12 protein-coding genes are annotated in these 11387 nt (G+C 63.2%); 4 read left to right on the plus strand and 8 right to left on the minus strand.

What is annotated here, in order from left to right; translation table 11 throughout:
* Positions 1 to 242: 242 nt before the first annotated feature.
* Positions 243 to 410: a hypothetical protein gene (locus tag AC0L3L_RS18035; protein ID WP_084646772.1), complete on the plus strand. Its 168-nt coding sequence runs from the start codon at positions 243 to 245 to the stop codon at positions 408 to 410.
* Positions 411 to 483: 73 nt separating this feature from the next.
* Here AC0L3L_RS18035 and AC0L3L_RS18040 read toward each other — a convergent pair whose 3' ends face one another.
* The 5 genes from AC0L3L_RS18040 to ccmA all read right to left on the minus strand — a co-directional run bounded on the left by AC0L3L_RS18040 (position 484) and on the right by ccmA (position 3914).
* Positions 484 to 1527, minus strand: a complete 1044-nt coding sequence (locus AC0L3L_RS18040) for a DUF2332 domain-containing protein (protein ID WP_473638592.1) — start codon at positions 1525 to 1527, stop codon at positions 484 to 486.
* Between the two features lie 15 nt (positions 1528 to 1542).
* Positions 1543 to 2121 (minus strand): DsbE family thiol:disulfide interchange protein, encoded by a 579-nt coding sequence (locus tag AC0L3L_RS18045; RefSeq protein WP_473638593.1) that lies wholly within the window; start codon positions 2119 to 2121, stop codon positions 1543 to 1545.
* Positions 2118 to 2285, minus strand: coding sequence for a heme exporter protein CcmD (gene ccmD / locus AC0L3L_RS18050; RefSeq protein WP_029349414.1), 168 nt, complete (start codon positions 2283 to 2285; stop codon positions 2118 to 2120). The genes AC0L3L_RS18045 and ccmD overlap by 4 nt, the downstream gene beginning before the upstream one ends.
* 137 nt (positions 2286 to 2422) lie before the next feature.
* Positions 2423 to 3088 (minus strand): heme exporter protein CcmB, encoded by a 666-nt coding sequence (ccmB, locus tag AC0L3L_RS18055; RefSeq protein WP_473638594.1) that lies wholly within the window; start codon positions 3086 to 3088, stop codon positions 2423 to 2425.
* Between the two features lie 223 nt (positions 3089 to 3311).
* Positions 3312 to 3914, minus strand: coding sequence for a heme ABC exporter ATP-binding protein CcmA (gene ccmA / locus AC0L3L_RS18060; protein WP_473485956.1), 603 nt, complete (start codon positions 3912 to 3914; stop codon positions 3312 to 3314).
* A 285-nt stretch (positions 3915 to 4199) separates the two neighbouring features.
* Between ccmA and acnA the strand changes: the two genes are divergently transcribed.
* The gene (acnA, locus tag AC0L3L_RS18065; RefSeq protein ID WP_473638595.1) at positions 4200 to 6890 is read left to right on the plus strand and encodes an aconitate hydratase AcnA; all 2691 of its coding nucleotides are present in this window, start codon (positions 4200 to 4202) and stop codon (positions 6888 to 6890) included.
* A 56-nt stretch (positions 6891 to 6946) separates the two neighbouring features.
* Here acnA and AC0L3L_RS18070 read toward each other — a convergent pair whose 3' ends face one another.
* Positions 6947 to 7615 (minus strand): ceramidase domain-containing protein, encoded by a 669-nt coding sequence (locus tag AC0L3L_RS18070; RefSeq protein WP_473638596.1) that lies wholly within the window; start codon positions 7613 to 7615, stop codon positions 6947 to 6949.
* A gap of 178 nt (positions 7616 to 7793) precedes the next feature.
* Here AC0L3L_RS18070 and AC0L3L_RS18075 point away from each other — a divergent pair, with 178 nt between their 5' ends.
* Positions 7794 to 8573 carry a DUF1223 domain-containing protein gene (locus tag AC0L3L_RS18075; RefSeq protein ID WP_473485959.1) on the plus strand — a complete coding sequence of 260 codons (780 nt, stop codon included), beginning with the start codon at positions 7794 to 7796 and terminating at the stop codon, positions 8571 to 8573.
* A 646-nt stretch (positions 8574 to 9219) separates the two neighbouring features.
* Positions 9220 to 9606: a DUF2794 domain-containing protein gene (locus AC0L3L_RS18080; protein WP_473485960.1), complete on the plus strand. Its 387-nt coding sequence runs from the start codon at positions 9220 to 9222 to the stop codon at positions 9604 to 9606.
* 4 nt (positions 9607 to 9610) lie between these two features.
* Here the strand turns inward: AC0L3L_RS18080 and AC0L3L_RS18085 are convergent, their stop codons facing one another.
* Positions 9611 to 10180 carry a GNAT family N-acetyltransferase gene (locus tag AC0L3L_RS18085; protein WP_123148774.1) on the minus strand — a complete coding sequence of 190 codons (570 nt, stop codon included), beginning with the start codon at positions 10178 to 10180 and terminating at the stop codon, positions 9611 to 9613.
* Positions 10181 to 10389: 209 nt separating this feature from the next.
* A complete protein-coding gene (locus AC0L3L_RS18090; protein ID WP_095495795.1) occupies positions 10390 to 11169 on the minus strand; it encodes a Bax inhibitor-1/YccA family protein in 780 nt (259 codons plus the stop codon).
* Positions 11170 to 11387 lie beyond the last annotated feature (218 nt).

Genomic DNA, 11387 nt, shown 5'->3' on the forward strand with positions numbered 1-11387 from the left:
CAAGATCGTTGATGTCGGCCTCACCGCATCTTGAGACATCGGAGCAAACCACGGCAATGCCGACCTTGCTCAAATGATAGGGCCCAAAATGACGGCGCTCATGCGCGTTAACCGGCTATGCGTCCAGCGCAATGGTGCGTTGCAACATCTTCTTTTTGCAGCGCATCATAACTATGTCATGCTGCGTATCGATCAGGGAGGAACAACCTGCCGCAACAATGCGGCGCAGAAGGAACCTCGCTATGATTCTCGACAACCTCATGAGCCGCGCTCGCACCAGCATCGCCAAGCGCCGGCAATACAACCGCCTCATCGCCGAAATCGACTCCTTTTCCAGCCGCGATCTGGCCGACATGCGCGCCGACCGCAGCGAAATGCTCTACCAGGTCCACAAGCAGATCTACGGCTGAGGCGAACGCATGATCCCGAAAAGTTGCAGACTTTTCGGACGAGATCATGCGCAACCAGAACTGTTTGATCGGCTTAGCCGATCCATTCGATCCAGCGGCCGTGGTAATCGCAATGGGCCAGGCGGCGTGTCTCGCGGCCGGGCCATAGAGTGAGGCTGAGTACCGCCCATGGCTTTGTGGGATCGCGCGGCTCCATCCTCAGCCTTGCGATAGGCGCAGCGGCCGTGGCCTGTCTGCCCGCCTGCTCCAGGGTGGCGGTGATGGCATCCTTGGTCGCCCGCGGCAGGTATTGCCACATGGTCGAATGATAGAGCACGAAGGTGCCGCCCGGCTGCCGCGTGGCCAGTGCCTTCTCGATAAAATCCGCCGCGTCCGCTTTGACAAGCAGCGGTGGAAACTTTTCGGCAAGTGACAGCGCGGCGTCGAGCCGGGCCAGCCGCGCTGCCTGATCGGCCCAGACATAAGACCGAAGCCGTAAGCGCGCCGCTGCGTCGGCGACATCGATCGGCGCGATGTCGCAGCCGGCGCGATGGCGGACGTCGAGCGCTCCACCAAGCGGCACAGCGAGGCCGCGCACCTCCGGTGCCAACCGCACGGGGGAGGCCGGGTCTCCCCACTCGGCATCGCCGTAGCGGTAGTGAAAGCTGTCGAACAGGAGATTGAGCCCGGCGCTGGCGCCGATCTCGCACAGATCCAGCGGCAGGCCGGTTTCCCGCGCCACCGTCAGAAATCCAGGCAGCAGCATCGCCGACCGGGCGATTTCATTGGTCTGCGGCGCGCCGGCGAGGCCGGCGATGATCTGATCGTCGGACCGCGCAATTGCCTCCGGCAGCACCGCCGCGATCTCGGATTCGCTTGTCTGGTTGGGCGGATAGATCAGTGCCAGCTGCTCACTGGCACCCGTCAGGACCAACCCATGCAGCGCGCCGCAGAGCCGCAATGCGAGGCCGTCGGCGCGCGCGTCGCCCGGCCAGCCGAGCACCGCCTGCCCAGCCCTGGAGTTTGCGTCGAGAACCTTGGCCAGCGCACGGCATAAATTCGCGGTGAAGGGCGAGCCAAGTCCATCGCAGGCTTTCGCCTGAGCCAGAAGATGATCGCGGATGTCTCGTTCGTCCATCGCGTTTCCGGTGTCTCAGCCGGGCGCTGCCAGCGCCTTCTCGATCTCCGGCAAAAGCAGCGTCTGTGCCGAGCCTGGCGTCAGCGGGCCGACATGTTTGTAGGCGATCTTGCCGTCCTTGCCGACGACGAAGGTTTCCGGCACGCCGTAGACGCCCCAGTCGATTGCGGCGCGCCCCGCCGCGTCGACGCCGATCGCCTGGAACGGGTTGCCGAGATCGCCGAGGAACCGGCGGGCGTTTTCCGGCTGGTCCTTGTAGTTGAGCGCGGCGATGACGAAGCGCTTGTCCTGCGACAACGCCAGCAGCACCGGATGTTCGTCGCGGCATGGCCCGCACCACGACGCGAAGACGTTGACCAGCGTGACCTTGCCGGCGAACTGCTTGGAATCGAGCCCCGGCAAATTCATGCCCTCCAGCGCCGGTAGATTGGTCTGCGGCGCCGGCAGGCCGATCAGCGCCGATGGCACTTCCGAAGTGTCGCGACCGGACAACAGCTGCGTCAGGAACAGCCCCGCCAGCCCGAGGAAAATCAGCAACGGCAACAGCACGATCAGGCGCCGCCCGCGCGCCGGCGTTTCCGTCTCCATGCTCATGATTTCCCCGCCTTGTCGGAGCGCCGCCGCACGCCGGATGCTTCCAGCTCGGCGAGGTCCCTCTTGCGTGCACGCTGGTCGAACAGGATCCAGCCGATCAGCCCGGCCAGCACCACGGCCGTGATGGCATAGGCAGCGGTCACATAAAGGGCGTGTACGCTCATATGGGTAGCTCCGCCGGCGCAAAAACTTTCAACCGGACCATTCCGCTTCGTTCGAACATGCCTTCCCTTAACCTTGCGCCATCGGCTTCGCAATCGACGGCAGCGCCGCAGCCTTTGACGTCAGGCGGCCGTCTAATTTAGTCCGCCCCATGACGTAGCGCCAGCGCTGCCGCAACCGGCCCCAGCACGGCAAGAAACAAGGTCAGCGCGGCGAGAATGAGGAAAGGCTGCAGGAACGGATCGGGGTTGGCCACCGCGCCATAGCTTGCCGAGACGCCGAAGATCAGCACCGGAATGGTCAGCGGCAGCACCAGCACCGAGATCAGCAGCCCGCCGCGCGGCAGCGCCACCGCCACCGCCGCGCCGGCAGCGCCGATGAAGGTGATTGCCGGCGTGCCGACCAGGAGGGTCAGCGCCGTGGCGCCGATGCCGATCGGCTCCATGTTCATGAACAGGCCCAGCAAGGGTGCCGCGATGACCAGCGGCAGCACGCTTCCCGCCCAATGCGCCAGGCATTTCGTCAGCACGGTCAGCGCCAGCATCTGCCGGTAGTCGCCGAGCACCAGCAGATCGAGCGAGCCGTCCTCCCGGTCGGCCTGGAACAATCGGTCGAGACCGAGCAGGCAAGCGAGCAACGCGCCGATCCACAGGATCGCCGGGCCGATTCGGGAGAGCAGATTGAGGTCCGGTCCGACGCCGAAGGGGATCGTGGCGATCACCGCGAGAAAGAAGATCACGCCGGTCAGCGCCCCGCCACCGGCCCGGATACTCAGGCGGATATCGCGCAGGAACAGGGACCACATTACGATGCGGTCCCTTGTTGGTGGCAAGGCGAAATGTGGCGTTCCTTCGCGCCCCCCTCTATCCTGCCGGACATCTCCCCCACTTGGGGGGAGATTGGCCGTCGGCCCGGCCTTCGCCAATTGCCAACGTTGCAAGGATAAATGGGGCGCCCGAGCTGCCAATCTCCCCCCTTGCGGGGGAGATGTCCGGCAGGACAGAGGGGGGTGGGCGGGAACGCCGACATCAACCGGTCATCCTCAATTCTTGCGCCCCCCCAAGCCCCAGCGGCAGATGCGTGGCCGCCACAACGATCCCCCCGTCTTCAAGATGCTTCCGCATCAGCACGGCGAATCGCTCTTCCGAAGCCTTGTCCAGCCCGGCCGTCGGCTCGTCGAGCAGCCACAGCGGTCGCCGGCTGACCAGCAATTTTGCGATCGCCGCGCGGCGCCGTTGCCCGGCGGAGAGATAGCCGAACGGCAGATGGCCGATACCATCAAGCCCGACCGTTTCCAGCGCCTGTTCAGCGCTCAAAAAATCCGCGCCCAAAAAATCGCGCCAGAAGCGCAGATTTTCCGCCACGCTCAGCGCCGTCTTCATCGCGTTCTGGTGGCCGAGATAATGGCAGGCCGAGGCTACCGACGGAAAATCCTCAGCGCCACCTTCGAGAAGCAAACGGCCTGCCGCCACCGGCAGCAGCCCGGCAACTACCCTGAGCAGCGTCGATTTCCCCGCGCCGTTCGGCCCGGTGACGATCAGCGCCTGGCCTTTTTCCAGGGCAAAACCGATGCCGGAAAAAATCGTCTCGCCGCCGCGTTCGCCGCCCAGATTTTCGGCGATCAGCCGCATTCCTTGCCCGTCCCGAAAACACCGCGCCACGGCAGCTGCCGCATCGCACAAAATAGCCGTCCGACTGTCTAGAACTATTCCAGGAAATTCTCTATATCCGGGTCATCCGTGCCAGCGGTCGGCACGGGAAGCAAATTAGCGCCGAACCAGCGCACGCGCCGCCTTGAACGGCTCGGGTTGGCTGGGAACGGACAGCGGAAATGGCCGTACCCGCACCTTTGCGCGTGATTGCATGCCATCGGCGTCCGTTCCCTTTCAGGCTGAACTGACAAGGACGGATCGCACGTGTCAAAATCCCTCGATAGTTTCAATTGCCGCCGCACGCTGACCGCAGGCGGCGCCGACTATGTCTATTACGACCTCGTCGAGGCCGAGAAGAACGGCCTCACCGGCATCGGCCAGTTGCCCTATTCGATGAAGGTGCTGCTGGAGAACCTGCTGCGCAACGAAGACGGCCGTTCCGTCACCAAGGAGAGCATCCAGGCGGTCGCCGGCTGGCTGACCGACAGGGGCACCGCCGGCGTCGAGATTGCCTATCGCCCGGCCCGTGTGCTGATGCAGGATTTTACCGGCGTTCCGGCCGTGGTTGACCTGGCCGCGATGCGCGACGCCATGGCATCGCTCGGCGGCGACCCGCAAAAGATCAATCCGCTGGTGCCGGTCGACCTGGTCATCGACCACTCGGTCATCGTCGATGAGTTCGGGACGCCGCTGGCTTTCGCCCGGAATGTCGAGCTTGAATACGAGCGCAACGAGGAGCGCTACAAGTTCCTGAAATGGGGCCAGCAGGCCTTCCGCAATTTCCGCGTCGTGCCGCCCGGCACCGGCATCTGCCACCAGGTCAATCTCGAATATCTCGGCCAGGTCGTGTGGACCAACACTGAAGGCGGCGAAACCACCGCCTATCCCGACACCTGCGTCGGCACCGATTCGCACACCACCATGATCAACGGCCTTGGCGTGCTCGGCTGGGGCGTCGGCGGCATCGAGGCCGAGGCCGCGATGCTCGGCCAGCCCGTCTCCATGCTGTTGCCGGAAGTCATCGGCTTCCGCCTCACCGGCAGACTGAGGGAAGGCGTCACCGCCACCGATCTCGTGCTCACCGTCACCCAGATGCTGCGCAAGAAGGGCGTCGTCGGCAAGTTCGTCGAGTTCTTCGGTCCGGGTCTGTCCAACATGACGCTGGCCGACCGCGCCACCATCGGCAACATGGCGCCCGAATATGGCGCCACCTGCGGCTTCTTCCCCGTCGACGGCGAAACCATACGCTACCTCACCATGTCCGGCCGCGAGGAAAACCGCATCGCGCTGGTCGAGGCATACGCCAAGGCGCAAGGCATGTGGCGCGATACCGGCTCGGCCGACCCGGTCTTCACCGACCTGCTCGAGCTCGATCTCGGCGATGTCGTGCCATCGATGGCCGGCCCCAAGCGTCCGGAAGGCCGGGTCGCGCTGGAAGACATTCCGGCCGGCTTCGCCAAGGCGATGGAGACCGAATACCGGAAGGCCGCCGAAATCGAGAAGCGCTACGCCGTCGAAGGCACCAACTATGATCTCGGCCATGGCGATGTCGTGATCGCCGCCATCACCTCCTGCACCAACACCTCGAACCCGAGCGTGCTGATCGGCGCCGGGCTGCTGGCGCGCAACGCCAACCGGCTCGGGCTCAAGCAGAAGCCATGGGTCAAGACATCGCTGGCGCCGGGCAGCCAGGTCGTCGCCGAATATCTGGAGAAGTCCGGCCTGCAGAAGGAACTCGACCAGATCGGCTTCAACCTGGTCGGCTTCGGCTGCACCACCTGCATCGGCAATTCCGGCCCGTTGCCGGCGCCGATCTCCAAGACCATCAACGATAAAGGTTTGATCGCTGCCGCGGTCTTGTCCGGCAACCGCAATTTCGAAGGCCGCGTCTCGCCCGACGTGCAGGCGAACTACCTCGCTTCGCCGCCGCTGGTCGTCGCCCACGCGCTGGCCGGGACCGTGACCAAGGATCTGACCACCGAGCCGCTCGGCGAGGACCGTGACGGCAACCCGGTCTACCTCCGGGACATCTGGCCGAGTTCGGTCGAGATCCAGGAGTTCATCGAGAAGAACGTGACGCGCGAACTGTTCGCCCGCAAATATGCCGACGTCTTCAAGGGCGACGAATACTGGCAGAACGTCAAGGCGCCGGAAGGCCAGACCTACGCCTGGGACGACCATTCGACCTATGTGCAGAACCCGCCCTACTTCGCCGGCATGACATCAGGCTTCGGCACAATCAGCGACATCAAAGGCGCCCGCGTGCTCGGCCTGTTCGGCGACAAGATCACGACCGACCATATCTCTCCGGCCGGCTCGATCAAGGCGGCCTCGCCGGCCGGCAAGTATCTTACCGACCATGGCGTCGGCGTCGCCGACTTCAACCAGTACGGCACGCGGCGCGGCAATCACGAGGTGATGATGCGCGGCACTTTCGCCAACATCCGCATCCGCAACCACATGCTGGGCGAGAACGGTCGCGAAGGCGGCTACACCATCCACTATCCGTCGAAGGAAGAGAGATCGATCTACGACGCCGCCATGGAGTACAAGAAGGAAGGCGTGCCGCTGGTCATCTTCGCCGGTGTCGAATACGGCAACGGCTCGTCGCGCGACTGGGCGGCCAAGGGCACCAAGCTGTTGGGTGTTCGCGCCGTCATCGCTCAGTCATTCGAGCGCATCCACCGCTCGAACCTGGTCGGCATGGGGGTCATCCCCTTCGTCTTCGAGCAGGGCACCTCATGGGCCTCGCTCAACCTCAAGGGCGACGAACTGGTCGAGATCGACGGACTGAGCGCCATCAAGCCGCGCCAGAAGATGGTCGCGAAAATCACCTATGGCGACGGCACGGTGAAGAACATTCCGATCATATGTCGCATCGATACGCTGGACGAGCTCGACTACTTCAAGAACGGCGGCATCCTGCAATATGTGCTGCGCGACCTGGCAGCATAGAGAGGGGAGTACGGGAGTAGGGCAGTAAGGGAGTAGGGAAGACAATACCTATTCCCCTATTCCCCTATTCCCCTACCGAAACGCGCCGCCGCCGCCAGCAGCACGCCGAGCATCAGCCCATTGAGGATGTGCCACAGGAAATGCGTGCCGAGCGGGAAGCTGCCGCAGACCAGCGGATCGATAATCCTGAAGATGACCGACACGACGAAGATCGCCGAGCCCGCCAGATTGTACCAGCCGGCGCGGTTGCCGCTCGCCGCCACTATGACGCCGAAGAAGGCGAGCGCCAGGAAGGGCGGCAGATAGCCGGTCGTGCCGTTCGATGCCTGGCGCAGCCAGTGCGGCACGGCCCAGGTCAACAACCCGGTGACGGCATAGAAGGCGACGAAGATGGCGACCGTCTTGCCCCATTTCATGCCGAGGAACCGGCGCAGGTTGAAGAGCGTGTAGGCCAGCGTGAACCCGGCGATCGGCAGCACGTCGGCCCAGACCGTGCCATGGTTGGCAAAGGTGTGGAACAGCGCCGAGCCGATGCCGATCGCCACCACCCACCAGGCCAGCACTTCGGCGAAGATGCCGGTGCCACGCCGGCGCACCTCCCGGACACCCCACAGCCCGGCGACAAGAAAAGCCAGATTGGTCAGTGCGTTGACCGGCTCGGCCCAGAGCCCCGGCCCGACCCGCTCGCAGTACAGGTCGACCGGCGTCAGGAGAGTTTGCCACATGCTGATTGTCGCCCGAATCGGTATCTACCCTGAAGTGTAGCCCGTCCTATTGCGCCCTTGCAGTTGGTTACAGCGGTAAAATTTCACCGCAACGTGACTTCCCGTTGACTGCCGCTTCTGCCACATATTTCGCCAATCAGAATAAAGCCGGCCATCACCGGCGGGAGTCGAAACGGCTATGACACCTCGAAGACCATTGCGGCTTGCGGCATTGGCGCTGGCCCTCTCGGTGTTTGCCGGCGCTGGACTTGCCGGCAATGCGCTTGCCGGCGAGGCCGACAAGCCCCAGGCTGACAAACCTTTGGGCGTGGTCGAGCTCTTCACCAGCCAGGGTTGCAGTTCCTGCCTGCCGGCCGATGAATTCTTCGCCGAGCTTGCCACCAAGGAGAACATCGTCGCGCTCGCCTATCATGTCGACTACTGGGATTATCTCGGTTGGAAGGACACGCTGAGCCGCAAGGAGAACACCGAGCGGCAATATGAGTATATGCGCGCCTTCGGCAGCCGCTCGGTCTATACGCCGCAGGCCGTCATCAATGGCCGCAGCCATGTCAACGGCGCCCGCCGCAAGGAAGTCGACGGCGCGCTCGCCCGCATGGAAAGATCCGGCGAAGGCATGCGGGTCAGCATCAAGGTCAGCCGGACCAGCGACCGCGTCATCATCGACGCCGGCGATGCCGGGACCGGCCCCAGCGATGCCCATGTCGTCATCGTCTATTTCGACCCGCCGCAGACGATCAAGATCGGCAAGGGCGAAAACACCGGCCGCAGCATGACTTACTGGAACGCCGTCTCCGGCATCCAGACCGCCGGCATGTGGCACGGCAAGGCGCAGCGCTACGAATTGCCGATGAGCGTGATTACCAAGAAAGGCGGCTGCGCCGTGCTGCTGCAATCGGTGGGCAAGGACGGCATGCCGGGTCCCATCCTCGGCGCCGCCTTGATCCACAAGCCTTGAGCGGGGACCTCTCCTTCTCCCCTTGTGGGGCCCAAAGGGCGGGCGAGGCCCGCGACTCGCCCCGGGTGTGGATCGGCGCGCAGCGTCGAGACGGATGAGGGGGTGCTGGAAGGAATGAGGCGGCGGCGATTTCAAGCAAATTGCCAAGCTGGAACACCCCTCATCCGACCTCGCGGAGCCTGTCCTCGGGCTTGCCGAAGGCAAGACCCGTGGGCGAGGGCACCTTCTCCCACAAGCGGAGAAGGGAAGGCCGCGCGCATCACCCGGACATTAAAAAACCGACGTCAGCTTGCTTCTGACGCCGGTCATTTAGGTTTTGGGATCGTCGCACCCGATTTTTCCCAAGGAAAAACCGAGGTTGGTTCGATCCGACGCAGACCCGTGGGCGGGGGGCTTGGGGTTTACGAGCCAGTGCCGGACCGAACCGTCTCAGGCAACACCCGTAAATTCGTCGGACATTGGGGCATTAGCGCGGATAAAAGAAGGCCGAATTGTGGCGAAGCATCACCAATTCCAACGGGCGTTTTATAAACGTGACTGGACACCGGGGAAACGGTGCGGCGCCGCCTTGTTCGGCTGGGCTTGCAATTCCACGGCGAAAGCGCCAACTTTGGTTGGCGTGAGATTCATTCGAAGGGATCGAGGCATGACTGATCACGGCAGCGGGACGGAGGATGGGGACGCATCCGCAATACTGATCCCGCTGCATGAGGCAAGACACGAACGCCTCGACCAGCCGGTGCGGTTCGACCGGCGTGAATTGGACCAGATCCTGAGGCTTTACGGGCGCATGGTCGCCGCCAATGAATGGCGCGACTACGCCATCGACCAACTCACCGACCGCGCCGTCTTTTCCGTCTTCCGTCGCACCAGCGAGGTGCCGCTGTTCCAGATCGTCAAGGATCCGAAGCTGGCGCGCCGGCAAGGCGCATTCGCCGTCATTGCCGCCGGCGGCCGCATTCTCAAGCGCGGCCAGGAACTTGGCCGCGTGCTCGGCGTTTTCGACCGCACGCTGAAGCTGGTCGAGGCCTAACTACTTATTGCTGCTGGCGGAATCTCCGTTCCGGCAACGAGTTGGGATCGGGCGGAACCAGAGCTCCGTCATTGATCGGCAGTTGCATGAACACCGTGTCGAGCCAGCGTCCGTGCTTGTAGCCGGAGCCTTCCAGGCGGCCCGAATGACGAAAGCCGAGCTTTTCATGCAGCCGCACCGAGGCACTGTCCGGCCGACCGTCGCCGATTACCGCGATGATCTGGCGGAAGCCCGCCGCCTTGGCCGCCTCGATCAGCCCTTGCATTAGTTTGAGCCCGATGCCATGGCCCTTGGCCTCGGGCGCGACATAGACGGAGTCCTCGACGACAAAACGGTACGCAGGCCGCGGCCGGAAGGCGCCGGCATACGCATAGCCGAGCACAATGCCGTCTTTTTCCGCCACCAGATAGGGAAAGCCACCCGCCATCAGACTATCGAAGCGTTGGCCCATCTCGGCGCGATCAGGTGGTTCCAGCTCGTAGCTCGCCGTGCCATGGGTCACCGCGTCGGCATAGATATCCGTGATCCGATCGAGATCGGCCGAAGTCGCGGCGCGTATTGTGATGCTGCTCATAATTTATGCACGTCAATCATCTGCCGGCCATTTCATCAAAGACCGGGGCAGAAGAAAAGGGCGGCCGTTGGGCCGCCCTTTCCAAACTCACTGGTCCAGGGACTTGCCTTAAACCATGATCCCGAAAAGTGGGAACCGGTTTTCGGAAAAGATCATGGTCAAACAAAAAGATAGAGCTCCATCCCGACTTTATCGGGATGGACCCGGCTCTATCGGCGGTCGCCCATGAACTGCAGCAGGAACATGAACAAGTTGATGAAGTCGAGATAGAGCCTCAGAGCGCCCATGATCGCCTTGCGGCCGGCGACATCAGTCTCATCGCCCTCGAAATACATCTCCTTGATGTTCTGCGTGTCGTAGGCGGTGAGACCCGCGAAGATCAGCACGCCGATCGCCGAAACGGCGAAGGAAAGCGCCGACGACTGCAGGAAGATGTTGATCACCATCGCGATGATCAGACCAACCAGGCCCATGACCAGGAACGAACCGAACGCGGAAAGGTCGCGCTTGGTCGTGTAGCCGTAGAGCGACAGTCCGCCAAAGGCGGCGGCGGTGGCGAAGAAGGTCTGCGAGATACTGGCGGTGGTGTAGACCAGGAAGATCGACGACAGAGACAGGCCGACGAGGCCGGCATAGACCCAGAACGTCGTCTGCGCGGCCGAAACGCTCATCGACTGGACACGGAACGACAGGAACATCACCGCTGCCAGCGGGGCAAAGATCACCAGCCATTTCAGCGGCGAACCAAAGATCGCGTAGCCGAAGGAGGTCAGCATGTCGCCATTCGGCAGCGTGGCGACCGCCGAAGCCGGATCAGTGGTGGTGGCCAGCATGATCGTTCCGACCGCGGCGAGGCCGGTGATGAGGAGGCCAAGCCCCATCAGATTGTAGACCTTGATCATATAGGCGCGCAGGCCCTGGTCGATAGCAGCATCGACGCCGGCGCCGGGCACGGCACGCGTCTGATAATTGCGAACGGGTTCAGCCATGGAAATCCTCATATTGCTTCTGCCCCGTCCGGTGTCCGGCCCATTTGGACCGCGGCGCCGCTGGCGGGGCTCCAGCATGCCTGCGGCGAAATATGATGGTTATTGGCGCCAAGAACAAGACCGTAACCGGGCGTAATGCTTCGTGAAGACACGAAAATCCGGATTTATCGGCCTTCCGAAGCCCAACATTAACAAGATTTAACCGAATCCTGGTCGCG

The organism is Mesorhizobium sp. WSM4849 (assembly GCF_055811385.1).